Genomic DNA, 14,810 nt, shown 5'->3' with positions numbered 1-14,810 from the left:
AACCCGATGTCACCGTGACACGGTCCAGAATGATCTCGCCCGTGGCACTGCCTGCATTCCCGTGAGTAACCCGCGCACACTCGGCAGGAACAGGAGCAGCTCGCAAAGCGGATGGCAGCAGAATTCCGGCCACGCACAGGCCAGAAATGACAGCAACGGACAGGCGGTAACGGTATCGCGACGGCCTGCGGGGATGAATAGCTAAGTGTTCCATTTGTCGCTAAACGTGGCCCAAATGGCGGCGGTTCGCAATCACACCGCGCAGTGAGATGCACGACGCCGCGTCCGCCCTGATCGATTTGGAAAATATGATGCCGTTCAAGCCGGACCCGTTTCTGCTCAGCCTGATTGCCACGCTGATCATCGCCACGATTCTGCCCTGTCACGGCGCCGCTGTTCCGATCTTTCAGTGGCTCGCCGTCATCGTGATCGCCATCATGTTCTTTCTTCAGGGCGCCCGCCTCTCACGGGCGGCCGTGCTGAACGGCCTGACAGCATGGCGGCTGCATCTGACCATCCTTGCATGCACTTTCGTGTTATTCCCGCTTCTGGGCCTTGCGCTCCACGCGCTCGCCCCTGGCCTTCTGCTCGACGACGTCTGGATGGGCGTGCTCTTCCTGTGCTGCCTGCCCTCGACCGTTCAGTCCTCGATCGCCTTCACATCAATCGGACGCGGAAACGTGCCGGCAGCCGTATGCTCCGCAACAGCCTCCAATATCGCGGGCATCTTCATCACACCCGTTCTCGTCGGCCTCGTGCTCGCGAAGCACGGCGCGCAGTCAGGCGGCGTGATGAGCATCGTTCTGCAGCTGCTGCTGCCGTTCGTGGCAGGCCAGCTGCTGCAGCCATGGATCGGTGGCTGGGCGCACAGAAACAAGAAACTGCTTTCCATGACCGATCGCGGATCAATCCTGATCGTGGTCTACACAGCCTTCAGTGAGGCGATCGTGCAGGGACTCTGGCACCGCCTGCCGCTGGAACAGCTCGCCGTCATCGCCGTGGTGGACACGGCGCTTCTGGCTGTCGTGCTCACCGTGACAACAATCGGCAGCCGCCTGCTCGGATTCTCGCGTGAAGACGAGGTCGCTATCGTTTTCTGCGGATCAAAGAAAACCCTGGCGTCCGGTGTGCCAATGGCGAACGTGCTGTTCCCGGCGGCAAGTGTGGGTTTCGTCGTGCTGCCGCTGATGCTCTATCATCAGATTCAGCTCTTTGTCTGCGCCTGGATGGCGAAACGATTTGCCAGGCAGGCCGAAACGGCGGAAGAGGGTGACAGTCAGACCGCCTGAAACGGACCCGGACCGGCGCTCCAGGTCTCCCTGGCATCCATGCCGGCCGCAGGCATCGCGGCCAGTGCCGCATCCAGGAGCCGGCACAGAACCCGCGCGTCATGAACACCCGTCATGGCGAGGCCGTCGATAATGATGGATGGCACGCCATTAATACCCGCCCTCTGGGCACTCAGCTGATCAGACGTGACAGTCCCGATCAGGGTCCGGCCCGTGAGGAAATGCAGCGCAAGCTCCGGGTCGAACCCATGCTGTTCCGCGATATACGCGAGGATTACCGGGTTGCCGATATCGGAGCCATTCCTGAAATAGGCATCGAAAATCCCGAGCACGAGTCCCGTACAGTCTCCTCTCGATGACGCCCAGGCAACAAGACGGTGGGCATCCATCGTCGGAGGAACCTGTCTGATCCGGTCGAAATGAAGAATCTTACCCAGTTCGCGCCCCTGCGCTTCAATAAGCCGCAGAAAACGCCCGGCCCGCTCCTCACCGCCATGTCTTCCGCGAAGCCAGGTCGCGAAATCAGTCCCACCCGGCGGAATTGTCGGATTCAGAATAAACGGACGCCAGCGAAAGGTGACCTCAACGTCCTGCCTGTCCCGGAAAGCTGCAACCGCCGTTTCAATCCCCAGGCAACACCAGGGACAGACGAAGTCAAAGATAACTTCGACGCCGATCCTGGTCCGGACAGGGGCAAGCATGTTCATGACGGTATAATAGAAACACCATGCGCCGGTTGCCCACCCGAATCCCCGCAGTCCCGTTTATTTTATCCGGGGCGGGCAATTTTCGCTCATGCGGCCTTGCAGAATCGCCGTCTGATCAGCTTTTCGTCAGACCCGCGAGCCAGCAGCCTGTCAGGATTGTGACTGAGTCTGACCCGTCACCGGTTCCGGCTGAGAGATCTTTGCGTCGACGGCAGCCAGACCGGGTGCGGGCCAGAACACATTCGCTATTTCTCTCTGGATGTCCTGTAACTCGCTCTGAATCCAGTCATTGAACTCATGCAGACCCCTCACAATGATCTCGGTGGCCGTCTGCTGATCAAGAATATTTCGCAGATGCTCGACCCGCCCGACAATCCTGGACGCGCCCCGGAGATTATAATCCCGTCGCAACTGTGTGAGATTGCCATGCAGATGACGGAGATTGGTGGAAAGCGAACGCGGAAACGCCTCGCTCTTGAGCAGAAACCCGACAATGCTGGATGGCCGGATATCAGCCGTCATGACACGACGATAAGCATGATAGCCGGCAGCGGAACGCAGAACGGCTGACCACTGGCTGATATCGACTTCCGAACCGACACCCGCTTCCGACGGCAGCAGCGTGTGATATTTGATGTCGATCAGCCGGGTAATCTGATCGGCCCGCTCCAGATGACGACCCGCATTGTAGAAAATACTCGCCTGATCCCGATAGAACGTGCCTTCGGTAATCCCCGTATGGGTCTGACAGTCCTGCTTAATGCGCGCACAGAGCTGCGAAATCTCGCTCGGACGGATATCTTCCCGGTTCAGGCCACGGATGAACTTTGTGAAAATGTTGAGCTGGGACCACATTTCCGTCGAAATGACCGGACGCAGCGACCGCGCGTTTTCCCGCGCCGCATGGGCGAGAGAGACAATCGATGTCGGGTTCTCCGTATCGATCGTATAAAATGTAATCACGCTTCTGGCCGTCGCCGCATCATGGGTAGCGAAAAAGCGCTCCTCATCGGCATTGATCTGCACAATGGCCCGCCAGCCATCCGACGCGCCGCTCCGGACAAACGTCTCGGTAACATCGATGATTCGTGCGAGATTCTCGATCCGCTCCATATAACGCGCAAGCCACATCGTGCATTCGGCATAGCGGGACAGGAGCGGAAGCGGGACGGTGGCGATCGGATCAACAGTGGTGGTCATTGCGCGAGTACCCATGTGTCCTTGGAGCCACCGCCCTGCGACGAATTGACGACGAGCGAACCGCGCCGGAGCGCGACCCGGGACAAGCCGCCAGGAAGCACCCAGGTCGATTTCCCGGTTACGGCAAACGGACGAAGATCGACATGCCTCGGTTCGAGACCGTCCTCACAGAGCGTGGGCGAAACGGAAAGACTGATGACCGGCTGGCTGATATAGTTTGACGGATCGGCCTCCAGTTTGGTTCTGAATTCAGCCAGCTCTTCTTTCGTGGCATGAGGCCCGATGATCAGCCCGTATCCGCCGGATTCACCAACCGGTTTGACAACCAGATTGTTCAGGTTCGCGAGCGTGTAGGCCAGTCCTTCAGGTTCCGCGCAGATATGGGTCTCGACATTGGAGAGAATAGGCTCTTCCGCGAGATAATAGCGAATGATACGCGGCATATACGCATAAACGGCCTTATCGTCCGCCACACCCGTGCCGATCGCGTTCGCAATGGTCACGTTACCCTTGCGATACGCTTCGACCAGCCCCGGCACACCGAGCATACTGGTGGGATCGAAAGCTTCCGGATCAAGAAAGTCGTCATTCAGCCGACGATATATGGAGTGCACCGGACGCAGGCCCGCAGTCGTGCGCATATAGACACGATCATTTTCGGTGACGAGATCGCGACCTTCCACCAGCGGCACGCCCATCTCCCGGGCGAGGAAAACATGTTCGAAATAGGCGGAATTGTAGATACCCGGAGACAGCAGAACCACCTGTGGGTCGTCCACACCTCCGGGAGCCAGTTCGGCAAGAGCGTTCTGCAGATGCACGCCATATTCATCAACGGGCATCAGATCGATACCTGACGCAATATCCGGCATGACACGCAGCGTCGTGTGCCGGTTCTCGATGACGTAGGACACGCCGGACGGCGTGCGGGCATTGTCTTCCAGTACCAGGAATCTGCCGCTGTCGTCACGAACCAGGTCGGTGCCACTGACATGAACGTATGTGCCGCCCGGAACATCGAGACCGATCATAGCGGGACAGTAGTTTGCATTACCGACAACGAGATCGCGCGGGATAATACCGTCATTCAGGATTTTCTGATCGTGGTAGATGTCCCACAGAAACATGTTCAGCGCCCGTACACGCTGTTTTACGCCTGCATCGACATGCCGCCACTCCGCCTGAGTCAGAATGCGCGGCACCAGATCAAAGGGCAGAATACGGTCAATAGCATCCCGTTCCGAGTAGACCGTAAAGGTTATTCCAAGATTGTAGAGCTCCTGCTCGGCCTGCCTGGCCCGGTTACGGAGGTCATTGAGGGGAAGAGCATCAAGCCGGCTGCGGATCAGATCAATCTGGGGATCAGGCGTGCCGTCGCTGTTCGTCAGTTCGCAAAAAAAATGGCCGTTCCGGTAGTGCGAAAACAGACCGGTTCCAGACTGTGTTTCCGGAATGTTCTGAGTGGCTGGGTCCTGTCCTGGCTGTCCGTCGCGTTTGTCGGCCAATGGTTGCTCCTGCCCGTTTCCTCTCCGAACGCTGATGATTCAGGAGGGTTCGTTGCACTCAAGCAAGAAATAAGACGCCCGCCAAGACCGAAATGAAATGCCCGCGGCGTGAAGTTCGCACAATGGCCGGACAGTCTTCTTAACCCATTGTTAATCCCAATATTTCACTGTCTGCATACCTGTTCACACGATGACCGCAAAATGCGGTCGATGCGGAGGCGGCCTGATGTCCGGCATTTCAGGACTATCACCAGTTGCGACCTATATTCTCGACGAAAAAGACGAGGCAAAGGCCGCCACGACTTACGCAAAAACGGATGCTACTGTTTCCAATTACGTCACGTCTTTCGAGAACGACGCGTCGACCATTACCTCCGCGTCCGCTCTGATGAAGAACTACAAGGCTCTGGCTGTCGTGCTGGGCGCGTATGGTCTGAGCTCCATCCAGGGTGAGACCGCCCTGGTGAAAGATCTGCTGACACAGGACCCGACATCATCGACATCGGTCGCAGCAAAATCCGGCAACGCGACATGGCTCAAATTCGCTAAAGCCTTTGCCGCATGGAACGAAACGTCCTCATCGGCGTCTTCAACGTCTTCGTCCACGCCGTTTTCTGACCCGACCGAGCTGGAATCGACCGTATCCAGTTATGAAATGAGCCAGTACGAGACTTCCCTGGAGAGCTCCGATTCTACAACAGGCACCGTATCAGGGGTGGGATATGCTCTGTATTTCTCACGCGTCATGAGCGGCAGCATGACGCTCAATGATATCATGTCAGACAGCAAACTGCTGAAAGTCGTCGAAACAGTAAGCGGGTTTAATCCGACAGAGTTCGGCGCCCTCGATTATGACGAGCAGAAGCGGCTCCTGACAAAAAGCGTCGACCTTTCGGATTTTTCGTCATCGGAAAAAATCCAGCAATACGCGGAACGCTACCTGGGAATGCTGCAGATAACCCCGCAGACTGTAACCAAGACCAACACAGTGCTCTCCCTGTATGGTTCGGACGGAAGCACAGATCCGGCACTCAGCCTCTTCGGTCTGTCATCCGGCAGCACTTCTCTCGTCTCACAGCTCTTCGGCTGACCGGGTCGCCCTGGCCCGTCAGGCCGATGTCAGATGCTGCATGAAAGTACGGATCGAATTCCCGACGTCAACAGGTGTCTCTTCCGCAAGAAAATGTCGTCCGCTGATCGGGTGACCACTGATCTCGCCCGTTGTGGTTTCGCGCCACAGGGTAAGTGGATTGTACCATCCTCCGATACGGCCGGAATTTGCCCAGAGTGCCATCAACGGGCATGTCAGTCTGGCGCGGGGCACAGGCCAGATCACAGGGACCGCATACTGCCATATCGAGGCAGACAGATAGTCTGCGACAGCTTCAGGCGCAAAAATACTCTCTGAAGGAAGAGGATTTTCAAGCCATTCGGATGGTACGGGAATCGTCTGAGATTCAGGTTTAGGATGAAGCTGCCCGAACCAGCAGCAGTCATATTGCGACAGAGAGAACGCCATATCATCGCGCCCTGTGTGATCAGGGGCGGGCAGGGCCTCCATCACAATCACGGCCTGCACCCTTTCCGGCGCCGCAGCTGCAATCTGGCAGGCAAGATGCGCGCCATAATCCTGACCGGCGATTACGAGCCTGTCGTGACCCGTCACTGTTGCCAGTTCCAGAAGATCGGAGGCCTGTTCCGCCGGTGTTCGTTCGGGATGGAGGTCAGGGCAGATGACCCGATAATCCGCTGCAAGAAACGGACCGACATGATGCCAGGCAGCGTGCGTCTCCGGTCGCCCATGAAGAAGCATGACTGTCTGTCTGCCAGTTCCCTCTGAACGGAACCGGTATACCACACCGTTGATCTCCCGCGTAGTCAGCGTGAACCCTTCAAAGAACATGACTGGTTCCGCCTCCTGAGCGTATCCGTAAGAAAGGATAAACAACGATATCGGGAACGAATTTACCAGCCTGCCATGGCAGAGGAAGAGTTTATTCGTATTCGGTAAAATGCGCCGATCGAAATCACCGCAGACGAAGCATAATCCATTTCAGCGGTCGGGCCGCCTGGGAACAGAAATTCATCCATGCTAAGTGCTAAGTCAGACTCGGACGCGAATATCCGTCTGAACCCTGTCTGGAAACCGGAACGAATGACCAGTCGCGACTTTTCTTCAGACTCACTCGATCCATCCGGAGAAGAGTGGGAACAGTTCCGCGCGTCCGGACATCGTATGCTCGACGCAATGATCGATAACCTCTCCACATTGCGGGAGCGTCCGGTCTGGCAACCCGTTCCTGAACAGATACGCGAAAGTTTTCGTGAGGCGCCCATACCCGAAGAAAGCGGAACACTCACAGAGTTCTTCACCCGGTTTGAACAGGCTGTCCTGCCCTACAGCACTGGAAACCGACACCCTGGCTTCATGGGCTGGGTGCATGGCGGCGGCACACCCGCTGGCATGCTTGCGGAAATGCTGGCCGCGGGACTGAACGCCAATCTTGGTGGTCGCGACCACGCACCGGTCGAGGTCGAGCGCATGGTCATCCGCTGGGCCGCCACCATGATGGGTCTGCCGGAAACAGCGTCCGGCCTGCTCGTCACCGGGTCCTCAATGGCGAACTTCATCGCCGTAATCGTTGCCTCCCGTGCTCAGCCGGCCGGAACGGAGATGCGCAAAACCGGCCTGCAGGCGCGGAAACTTGTGGGCTACGCGGCCCGGACCGTGCATGGCTGCGTCAGCCGGGCATTCGATCTGGCCGGCCTCGGCACAGATGCGCTGCGGCTGGTGCCGGTCGACACCTCCTTCCGGATGGATGTTTCCGCGCTGCGCCAGATGATCGCCGAAGACCGTAAGGCAGGCGCCGAACCATTTCTGGTTGTCGGCACAGCAGGGACCGTGGATACAGGGGCGATCGATCCGCTGGAGGATATAGCCGCCATCGCCGGGACCGAAAAGCTCTGGTTCCATGTCGACGGCGCCTTCGGAGCCCTGGCAACGCTGTCAGAACGATTTCATCCGGCGCTCGAAGCGATCGGCAAAGCCGACAGCCTGGCGTTCGATTTCCATAAATGGGCTCAGGTCCCTTACGATGCTGGCTGTGTCATCGTCCGCGATCCGGTTCGTCACGCCGCCGCCTTCGCTCAGACCCTGTCTTATCTCTCACGGGAAGACCGCGGTTTGGCCGCAGGCGCGCCATGGTTCTGCGACCTGGGACCGGATCTGTCACGCGGCTTTCGCGCACTGAAAGTCTGGGCGACATTATCGATCTACGGCACACGGCGGCTAGGCAGAATGGTCGATCAGTGCTGCGACGTCGCACAGCATCTGGCCGCAAGGGTAGAGCGGGAGCCGACGCTCGAACTGATGGCGCCGGTGACGCTGAACATTGTCTGTTTCAGGGTGCGTGTACCGGGTACTGACGAGGCGACGCAGGATACGTTTAACGCCGAACTGGTCAAGGATTTGCAGGAAAGCGGCATAACGGCGCCGTCTACGACGCGCATCAGCGGGCAACTGGTGATCCGGGCGGCGATCGTCAACCACCGGACGACCTGCGCAGATGCGGACCGGATGGTGGATGCGGTGCTGAACCTGGCGATGCGGCGAGATTTGCAGAGGATGCCAGAAGACAGATCGCGCGGAAATTCTGCCGGCTGATAAAAGTAAGACACCGTCAGGACCTGTTGTCCCGGCGGGATCTGGTCCCTTTTTCGAAACGGGTTGCGTAAAGCGCAGGAAAGATCTGCCGGTCACGTCTCCGTAATTTTCGGACTTTATTAAGAAGTACCCGGGACTCTGAGTATTCTGGAAAATCCGGGAGAAGAGACATCATGCAGGTTGCAGCCACGCTGATGACGGCGACAAATGAAAAAACACTTGAATGGGACTACTACGAGCAGACCTCGGCAGGGACCGGGTCAGTGACAGTTGATGTTTTCACAGGAACCGGAAGTCGTGGCGATGATCTCGTGGAGATCGGAGGAGCGCTGGTTTCGGCTTCCGACATTATCACGGAAGTGGAGACCGACCCGGGCGGCCAGTCGGGTATGAGTGTGACCACGACTGTCGGCGAATACATGAAAGAACTGCGTCATTCCATCGACACCGGTCAGCATGGAATGGATTACGCCGCAGGACGCTATACATGGGATGAAACGATCGCCGAGGAAGACGCTCTGGGAATGACAGACAGAAGTGCTTCCGGAGATCGTAAGGGCTATATGATGATTTCGGGATCCGGAACCGGCATCGCAGTCACCCTGGCCGGCTTCGAGACATCGGTGGAGAAAGGCAACGCTTCTTATGAAGCACAGATTCTGACATTGTTCGAAGCGCGCGGAACGTCTTCAGACGAGAACGATATGAGCAATACGCAGCAGAAAACCCGTATCACGGCATGACTTCGTCTCGACTCCCACATCGAGGTGCGTGGTTGCTGACGGTATTCTCCTTCTTCTCCCATATATGAAAAGGAGAAGGAGACTAACCGGCTGTGATTTTTAAATTCTGCCGGTTATCGCAGCAATCTCTCAGGCCGCGCGAGGCCTGCCTCCCGGACGCCGGTCCTCATCAAACAGCTCGGACAGCTTCTTCATCATCGTCCCGCCAAGTTCCTCCGCATCGGTGATGGTGACCGCGCGACGGTAATAGCGCGTGACATCATGACCGATACCAATAGCAATGAGCTCGATTTCTCCCCGCGTCTCAATGCTGGCGATGACCTCGCGCAGATGATCCTCGAGATAGGAACCGGGATTGACCGACAGCGTACTGTCATCGACAGGCGCACCATCCGAGATCACCATCAGGATGCGACGTTGTTCCGGACGGGCGCGAAGCCGTCGCGAAGCCCAGAGCAGCGCCTCACCGTCAATATTTTCCTTGAGCAGCCCTTCGCGCAGCATCAGTCCCAGATTACGACGGGCACGACGGAGCGGCGTGTCGGCCGCTTTATAGATGATGTGGCGCAGATCATTGAGACGGCCGGGATTCGGCGGCTTACCACTGGCCGTCCATTTTTCGCGGCTTTGCCCGCCTTTCCAGGCCCGGGTCGTAAAGCCGAGGATTTCCACTTTCACACCGCAGCGCTCCAGCGTGCGGGCCAGAATATCTCCGCACATGGCAGCGACTGATATCGGGCGGCCGCGCATTGAGCCGGAATTATCGATCAGAAGCGTGACGACAGTGTCGCGAAATTCAGTCTCCCGCTCCCGCTTGTAAGACAGCGAAAGCATCGGATTGACAACAATACGGGAGAGACGGCCGGCATCGAGAATGCCTTCCTCAAGATCAAACTCCCAGGCCCGGGTCTGCTGCGCCATCAGCTTGCGCTGCAGACGGTTCGCCAGCCTGGAAATAACGCCCGTCAGACTGGCAAGCTGAAGATCGAGCTGCTGTCGCAGGCGCGCAAGCTCGTCTTCGTCACAGAGATTTTCCGCTGTCGTTTCTTCATCGAACTGCGTCGTATACGCATGATAGCCCCGTGCGGTATCGCCCGGCGTCGCATGGCGCCCGTCATTCGGACCGGACGGATCACCGGAACCTTCGCCTTCGCCACCTTCCGCATCAGCCGTTTCATCAGGCTCTCCGGCTTCTCCCGCCTGCTCCATGAGCTGGGGTTCAGGTCCGCCATCCTGCTCTTCCGTGTCGTCGGAAGGTGGCCGGTCCTCGGTCTCCGGAGGCGGCTCCTCACCTGCATCCTGCTCCGCGGACGTGTCCATCTCCCCGTCATCGTCGGTTTCAGGAAGCTCGGACTCCCTGTCGACAAGTGAACAGGCCTCCATCAGATGGCGGGCCTCACGGGAATACAGCTCCTGATCGTTCTGGGTCGCTGCCAGTCTGGAAAGAGCCGTCTGTGCTTCAGCAGGAAGCTCCTTACTCCACGCATCCAGCAGGGCACGTACAGAGTCCGGGGCAGGCCGCCCGCTCAGCCGTTCGCGGGCGAGCAGACCAAATGCCAGGGCGGTCGGCAACTGCTCTTTGCTGCTCATATGAGCAACACCGGCATCCGCGCATTCCTGCTCCAGCCGGCGGTCCAGATTGGCGGCAACGCCCTGCATATATCGCGAGCCAACAGCCTCGATCCGAGCCTGTTCCAGCGCATCATAGACAGCGCGGGCGGAGCCTTCCTCCGGCTGACGGATGCGATGAAGATCGGAGTCATGATGCCTCAGCCGCAATGCCTCCGCATCCGCAGCACCCCGCACCCGGTTCGCTTCGTCTTCAGTCGCATGACGGGACAGGGAAGGGAGGCGAACCGGTCCGTCCTGGTCAAGCGCTCCGGACGGCATATTGCCGGCATGGAAAGTGACCTCGGTGTCAGCCCGGCCACCAATAGCCCGCAGAACGCCAGCCGTTGCGCGCCGAAATGCTTCAGCCCTGTCGGCCGCCGCATCCGACGAAGGCGGGGTATTCGGAACGCGCGGACGCTCAGCCATGTCCGGATATCTCCTGTATCGTCAGAGCGCCCCGTGTTCCGTGATCAGGGGACGCGCTCCGCCCATAATTTCCTCAGCGCGGCAAACAGACTCAGCCGGGACGCTTCGGCTTCGCCAGCGGATCAACATTGAAACAGCGCTGATAATATTCTGCCACCATGGCCCTCTCGGCCTCATCGCACTTGTTCAGAAAGGTGACGCGAAAGGCAAAAGCGATATCATGGAAAATACGATCATTCTCGGCCCAAGCAATCACGGTTCGCGGCGACATCACCGTCGAAATGTCCCCAGCCATGAAACCGGACCGGGTGAGCCCGGCCAGAGCAACCATGTTGTCGATGATCTGCCTTGTCTTTTTGTCGTCCGCCGCGATCCCGAGCTTGGACATGACGATCGCAACTTCCTGCTGGTGCGGCAGATAGTTCAGTGACGTGACAATGTTCCAGCGATCCATCTGTCCCTGATTGATCTGCTGCGTGCCATGATACAGCCCTGTCGTGTCACCGAGCCCCACCGTGTTCGCCGTTGCGAACAGGCGGAAAAACGGGTTTGGCCGGATAACCCGGTTCTGATCGAGCAGAGTCAGATTCCCGTCCACTTCCAGAACGCGCTGGATCACGAACATGACATCCGGACGGCCGGCATCGTATTCGTCAAAGACGAGCGCGCAGGGATGCTGGAGGCACCAGGGCAGCAGACCCTCGCGGAATTCCGTAATCTGCTGGCCGTCCTTGAGAACGATGGCGTCCTTGCCGATCAGATCGATACGCGACACATGGCTGTCGAGATTGATCCGGACACATGGCCAGTTCAGCCGGGCCGCGATCTGTTCGACATGAGACGATTTGCCGGTGCCATGAAACCCCTGAACCATCACACGGCGATTGAAAGCAAACCCGGCCAGGATCGCCAGCGTCGTATCATGATCGAAGACATAGGACGTATCGATCTCGGGCACGTGTTCAGTCCGGATCGAAAAAGCCGGAACTTCCAGATCGGTGTCGATGCCGAAGACGTCGCGGGCGGAAACTCTGAGATCCGGGACCGAAATGGCGGAGGTGGGGATCAGTTCGTCGCTCGCTGCGTTCATGATATGTCCGTTCGTTATGGTGCGGCAGACCCTGCCACGATCAGGCGGATTTTTCGAGACCGCCGTCGCTGTTAGAAGCGAAATGGGCGCGAAGGGCGGAATAGGCAACATTAATGACCTTGAGTCGCTCTTCTGCGTTCCGGTCGCCATCATTGATGTCCGGATGATGTTGCCGGGCGAGACTCTTATAGCGCGCCTTCACTTCATCGAATGAAACCGGCCAGTTCAGTCCCATCGTGCTGAGCGGCTCACGCAGAGGCTCCGGCGTCTTCGGTTCGCGGGCTCTGCGATGGCGCCGCGCCCGCTCAGCCCGGGAGGCATTCAGCAGATCCAGCGGATCAAGCATATCTTCTTCACTGAAGGCGGCTCCGCCGACATGACCCACCTTCCAGGAAGGTCTGTCCCACGACACGTCTGCACGCAACTGCGCCTCGATCTGCGCCGCGCTCATGCCTTTGTAATAATCCCAGCGCGAATTATATTCCCGCACATGTTCCAGGCAGAACCAGAAATATTTATTCAGCGTCGTGCGTGAGCGGGGAGCGCGGTAGCCGGCTTCCTCATGGCAGCCGGGGGCGTCACAGTATTGCTGCGGCGCGTCCGGATCGGGATCGAAGGCCCGGTGGCGTGTGTTTCGTCTCCTCATGTGACCTGTTATGTGTGCCCCCAGGGTCGCTGCGCAAGAGGCATTTCTGTGTGGAAGCCACCGAAAAATCTCAGAGGACCGGATGTCATGATCGCCAGAGCAACAGGACCCCGCGCGCAGCGCATCAGGACATTGCTGGAGGAGAAGCTGTCGCCGGCGGCGCTGGAGATCATGGATGAGAGCGACCGGCACGCCGGGCATATCGGCCGGCCGCGCGGCCCCCAGGAGGGAATGGCGGAAACACATTTCCGGCTGACCATTGTAAGCGACTCCTTCGACGGGGTCTCCCGTGTCGCCCGCTCCAGGATGATTCACGATCTCCTGAAGCCGGAATTCGCAGCCGGGCTGCACGCTCTGGCCCTGTCGCTCCGCACGCCCGCCGAGACGGCCGCCCGATGACGTCTCCGCTCACACGCCGTTCCGCGCTGCTCGCCGGCCTCGCCCTGACAGCCTGCGCCGGATCAGGAAGCCAGCTTCTGTCAGGAGACGACCAGCGCGACGTCGCCCGTGTGGAAGCCTGGCTCAACGAACAGCCATCGCTGAAACTGCTCTTTTCCCAGACCTTTCCCGACGGCGGAACCGGTTCCGGCGTGATGAGCTATGTCCCCGGAAACTTCCGTCTGGATTACACCATCCCCCACGGCATGACCCTCGTCGCCGGCGACGGACATCTCGTCCTGACCAATCCGCAAAACGGCGCCGTCACCCGCATGGGTCTGTCGCACACGCCACTGGGACTGCTGCTCGCACAGCCAGTGCGCCTCAGCGGACCGGTCACCGTCACATCGGTCAGGCACGCCCCTGGCACGCTGCAGATTTCACTGGCAAAAACCGATCGCATGTCCGATGGACTGCTGACCCTCCAGTTCACCGATAGCCCCGGCGAGCTCGCCCTTTCCGGAATCGTTCTGGTCGATGACCGGCAGCACGTCACAACACTGCGGATTGAAGGTCCGGGATAACGCCGGAAACGTCGGCGAACTCTCCTGGGCCTTCAGAACATATTCCGGTTTCAAATCAGGGAATGTTGTCAGTCAGGGAAGCGCGTATGAAGCTTGTACTTTCGCCAGGTCCAGAGTGCCTGGACTGTGCTGATCTGGAAAAGCTGTTGCCTGCGGCAATTTGTTGGTCACGGCTAAGTCCCTGATTCCATTAGAAACGTGGAATTACTCTGCTAAGCCTGTGCCAGCCATCAAATGTGGATTATTCGTTAATCCGAACTGTAGGTTAATACGACAAGTAACTGATTTATAAGGGATTTTTGGCGCGCCCTGCTGGATTCGAACCAGCGACCCACAGCTTAGAAGGAGCTAGGTTTACCCTGTAATTTCAACACTTTTAGTTTGCATAGTGCGAGCCTCCTTATCTTGGCGGCTCGCACTATTGGAATGGGCGAAGACACCCCCTGAGAAGCGGTCGACAAGCTCCATCCGGACCTTCGATCGTCGCGCTCGGACCAGTAAACGCGATCGTCACGACTCGCCCGTCCTTCAGTGTCGCAACCGCGTGGCAAGTGCCATGCCCACCGAGATCAAGCTCGAATGAAAGCGGCGTCTTCAGATCGATGGCGCCCTGAGTCTGGGTGTCCTGCTTCCACACCAGCACGTCCTGACTGTCGCGGTATTCTTCCCGGTCTGGGATACCCGCGCAGGCCACGAGACCCGGGCGTGTCATGCCGATCAGGCTGCGGGCTTCGTGCGGGAGGGATGTGCAGGCGGATAGAACCAGCAGGGCAAGAAGATTGACACGAATCGATATGTTCATGTTCCGTTCTCATTATGGAAGGACGAAGCAACCACACGACGCATCCGGCTCTGGATGACATGCTCATGGGGGCGCCTGTCGAGATTGGCGCCGCTCTGGATCTGCACATTCATGCCCGTTGTGTGTGCGGGCACGCTTCTGGCGCAGGGTTGCGCTACGTGATCA

14 protein-coding genes are annotated in these 14,810 nt (G+C 58.5%); 6 read left to right on the top strand and 8 right to left on the bottom strand.

The genetic code is table 11. The features are described from left to right. The first annotated feature begins 308 nt into the window (after positions 1–308). A complete protein-coding gene (locus tag GOB93_RS03465) occupies positions 309–1,289 on the top strand; it encodes a bile acid:sodium symporter family protein (protein WP_173582139.1) in 981 nt (326 codons plus the stop codon). Here GOB93_RS03465 and GOB93_RS03460 read toward each other — a convergent pair. The 3 genes from GOB93_RS03460 to GOB93_RS03450 all read right to left on the bottom strand — a co-directional run bounded on the left by GOB93_RS03460 (position 1,277) and on the right by GOB93_RS03450 (position 4,650). Continuing rightward, on the bottom strand, positions 1,277–1,996 hold the full coding sequence (locus GOB93_RS03460; RefSeq protein ID WP_206752607.1) for a DsbA family oxidoreductase: 720 nt from the start codon (positions 1,994–1,996) through the stop codon (positions 1,277–1,279). The two genes, GOB93_RS03465 and GOB93_RS03460, sit on opposite strands and share 13 nt — an antisense overlap. A gap of 150 nt (positions 1,997–2,146) precedes the next feature. Continuing rightward, entirely contained in the window at positions 2,147–3,211 is a 1,065-nt protein-coding gene (locus GOB93_RS03455; protein WP_173582137.1) for an alpha-E domain-containing protein, read from the bottom strand. Then, positions 3,193–4,650, bottom strand: coding sequence for a circularly permuted type 2 ATP-grasp protein (locus GOB93_RS03450; RefSeq protein ID WP_173582228.1), 1,458 nt, complete (start codon positions 4,648–4,650; stop codon positions 3,193–3,195). Before GOB93_RS03450 ends, GOB93_RS03455 begins: the two co-directional genes overlap by 19 nt. 277 nt (positions 4,651–4,927) lie before the next feature. On the opposite strand from GOB93_RS03450, the gene GOB93_RS03445 reads away from it, so the two are divergent. Continuing rightward, a complete protein-coding gene (locus GOB93_RS03445; protein WP_173582136.1) occupies positions 4,928–5,791 on the top strand; it encodes a DUF1217 domain-containing protein in 864 nt (287 codons plus the stop codon). 18 nt (positions 5,792–5,809) lie between these two features. Here the strand turns inward: GOB93_RS03445 and GOB93_RS03440 are convergent, their stop codons facing one another. After that, positions 5,810–6,604, bottom strand: coding sequence for an alpha/beta hydrolase (locus GOB93_RS03440; RefSeq protein ID WP_173582135.1), 795 nt, complete (start codon positions 6,602–6,604; stop codon positions 5,810–5,812). 252 nt (positions 6,605–6,856) lie between these two features. Between GOB93_RS03440 and GOB93_RS03435 the strand changes: the two genes are divergently transcribed. Further along, positions 6,857–8,365, top strand: coding sequence for a pyridoxal phosphate-dependent decarboxylase family protein (locus GOB93_RS03435; RefSeq protein ID WP_173582134.1), 1,509 nt, complete (start codon positions 6,857–6,859; stop codon positions 8,363–8,365). Positions 8,366–8,538: 173 nt separating this feature from the next. After that, positions 8,539–9,108, top strand: coding sequence for a hypothetical protein (locus GOB93_RS03430; RefSeq protein WP_173582133.1), 570 nt, complete (start codon positions 8,539–8,541; stop codon positions 9,106–9,108). A gap of 129 nt (positions 9,109–9,237) precedes the next feature. Here the strand turns inward: GOB93_RS03430 and cobT are convergent, their stop codons facing one another. From cobT to GOB93_RS03415, 3 genes are all read right to left on the bottom strand, one after another. After that, the gene (gene cobT / locus GOB93_RS03425) at positions 9,238–11,145 is read right to left on the bottom strand and encodes a cobaltochelatase subunit CobT (RefSeq protein WP_173582132.1); all 1,908 of its coding nucleotides are present in this window, start codon (positions 11,143–11,145) and stop codon (positions 9,238–9,240) included. 91 nt (positions 11,146–11,236) lie between these two features. Continuing rightward, positions 11,237–12,235, bottom strand: a complete 999-nt coding sequence (cobS, locus tag GOB93_RS03420) for a cobaltochelatase subunit CobS (protein WP_173582131.1) — start codon at positions 12,233–12,235, stop codon at positions 11,237–11,239. A gap of 40 nt (positions 12,236–12,275) precedes the next feature. After that, complete coding sequence (locus tag GOB93_RS03415; RefSeq protein ID WP_173582130.1) at positions 12,276–12,881, bottom strand: DnaJ domain-containing protein; 606 nt, start codon at positions 12,879–12,881, stop codon at positions 12,276–12,278. Between the two features lie 87 nt (positions 12,882–12,968). Between GOB93_RS03415 and GOB93_RS03410 the strand changes: the two genes are divergently transcribed. Further along, on the top strand, positions 12,969–13,280 hold the full coding sequence (locus tag GOB93_RS03410) for a BolA family protein (protein ID WP_173582129.1): 312 nt from the start codon (positions 12,969–12,971) through the stop codon (positions 13,278–13,280). After that, positions 13,277–13,843, top strand: coding sequence for a LolA family protein (locus tag GOB93_RS03405; RefSeq protein ID WP_173582128.1), 567 nt, complete (start codon positions 13,277–13,279; stop codon positions 13,841–13,843). Before GOB93_RS03410 ends, GOB93_RS03405 begins: the two co-directional genes overlap by 4 nt. A 418-nt stretch (positions 13,844–14,261) precedes the next feature. Here the strand turns inward: GOB93_RS03405 and GOB93_RS03400 are convergent, their stop codons facing one another. Further along, positions 14,262–14,645, bottom strand: coding sequence for a hypothetical protein (locus GOB93_RS03400; RefSeq protein ID WP_173582127.1), 384 nt, complete (start codon positions 14,643–14,645; stop codon positions 14,262–14,264). Between the last annotated feature and the right edge of the window lie 165 nt (positions 14,646–14,810).

It is taken from the genome of Acetobacter musti, assembly GCF_011516835.1.
Classification (GTDB): domain Bacteria; phylum Pseudomonadota; class Alphaproteobacteria; order Acetobacterales; family Acetobacteraceae; genus Acetobacter; species Acetobacter musti.
This window is presented reverse-complemented; position numbering and strand designations above follow the sequence as displayed.

Bases quoted from the DNA above. Each gene is read 5' to 3' on its own strand.
- cobS (WP_173582131.1), bottom strand. From the start codon at position 12,235: ATGAACGCAGCGAGCGACGAACTGATCCCCACCTCCGCCATTTCGGTC.
- GOB93_RS03430 (WP_173582133.1), top strand. From the start codon at position 8,539: ATGCAGGTTGCAGCCACGCTGATGACGGCGACAAATGAAAAAACACTT.
- GOB93_RS03415 (WP_173582130.1), bottom strand. From the start codon at position 12,881: ATGAGGAGACGAAACACACGCCACCGGGCCTTCGATCCCGATCCGGAC.
- cobT (WP_173582132.1), bottom strand. From the start codon at position 11,145: ATGGCTGAGCGTCCGCGCGTTCCGAATACCCCGCCTTCGTCGGATGCG.
- GOB93_RS03440 (WP_173582135.1), bottom strand. From the start codon at position 6,604: ATGTTCTTTGAAGGGTTCACGCTGACTACGCGGGAGATCAACGGTGTG.
- GOB93_RS03435 (WP_173582134.1), top strand. From the start codon at position 6,857: ATGACCAGTCGCGACTTTTCTTCAGACTCACTCGATCCATCCGGAGAA.
- GOB93_RS03455 (WP_173582137.1), bottom strand. From the start codon at position 3,211: ATGGGTACTCGCGCAATGACCACCACTGTTGATCCGATCGCCACCGTC.
- GOB93_RS03465 (WP_173582139.1), top strand. From the start codon at position 309: ATGATGCCGTTCAAGCCGGACCCGTTTCTGCTCAGCCTGATTGCCACG.
- GOB93_RS03400 (WP_173582127.1), bottom strand. From the start codon at position 14,645: ATGAACATATCGATTCGTGTCAATCTTCTTGCCCTGCTGGTTCTATCC.
- GOB93_RS03445 (WP_173582136.1), top strand. From the start codon at position 4,928: ATGTCCGGCATTTCAGGACTATCACCAGTTGCGACCTATATTCTCGAC.
- GOB93_RS03405 (WP_173582128.1), top strand. From the start codon at position 13,277: ATGACGTCTCCGCTCACACGCCGTTCCGCGCTGCTCGCCGGCCTCGCC.
- GOB93_RS03410 (WP_173582129.1), top strand. From the start codon at position 12,969: ATGATCGCCAGAGCAACAGGACCCCGCGCGCAGCGCATCAGGACATTG.
- GOB93_RS03460 (WP_206752607.1), bottom strand. From the start codon at position 1,996: ATGAACATGCTTGCCCCTGTCCGGACCAGGATCGGCGTCGAAGTTATC.